General features: G+C 55.1%; 2 protein-coding genes. Both read left to right on the top strand.

Annotation, left to right across the window (positions count from 1 at the left end):
- Positions 1 to 31 precede the first annotated feature (31 nt).
- Positions 32 to 430, top strand: a complete 399-nt coding sequence (locus tag A3754_RS02680; protein ID WP_156496714.1) for a hypothetical protein — start codon at positions 32 to 34, stop codon at positions 428 to 430.
- 233 nt (positions 431 to 663) lie between these two features.
- Positions 664 to 827 (top strand): NAD(P)-binding protein (locus tag A3754_RS25880; RefSeq protein ID WP_156496713.1); only part of this gene is annotated, 164 nt, incomplete at its 3' end.

Here is an 827-nt window from a genome sequence, read left to right as displayed (position 1 = left end):
GTTCTGATGTACCAGATTTCTATGAAAATCAATGAGTAATGTCCATATGCAGATAAATGAACCTGGGCGAGTGACAGGGCGGCAAGGCCGCAAAGGGGTGGTCTGCTGGTTGGGGCGGGTGGCGCTGTTGCTGAGCCTGGTTGCAACAGTAAGGGCGGATGATTTCAATTACTCCGCCGAGCAGTTTGCCTTGATTGCCGGCTATGAGTCCTGTGTTCGCCAGTTGGCTGCCAACCTGGGCAGTGATCAGCGCGATGCGCTAACGGACAAGTTGTTGCGCAGTAAAGGCATCAGCTACCAGCCGCGCCGAGTGGAGAACGACCGACGGCTGTGGGCCTACCCGGAGTATGCTACCCAGCGTCGGACCCAGAGTTACATGATTCAAGCCTTCAAACAGGACTGCCTGGAGCAGAACGCTGGCCGTTACTGATCAAGGTGGCCTTGTTTGGCGGAGCGGCTAACGCCAGTGTTTATGCCGGTTGCGCCTCGCTTTCGTCCGTAGCGGCAGTTTTTCCGGGCTCCAGAGCCAATTAACGGCCCGTTTTGGCCTTTTCTCATCCCCTCCAGTACGGCTATTCTGTCATCCATTGAACCGTGCCATTGAGCAATGTCAATGTTTGCACTGCGAGGATCTGGCAGCCTGAATGGCTGGAGGTAAAGAATATGTCCAATAAACACGTTGATGTACTGATTGTTGGCGCCGGCCTTTCCGGTATTGGTGCCGCTTGCCATTTGACCCGCAAGGCGCCGAATCGCACTTACGCGATTCTCGAACGCCGTGAACGTATCGGCGGGACCTGGGATCTTTTCAAATACCCGGGCATTCG

Source organism: Alcanivorax sp. HI0083 (assembly GCF_001635175.1).
The sequence above is the reverse complement of the archived record's forward strand: the minus strand, read 5'-3'. Positions and strand labels throughout refer to the sequence as shown.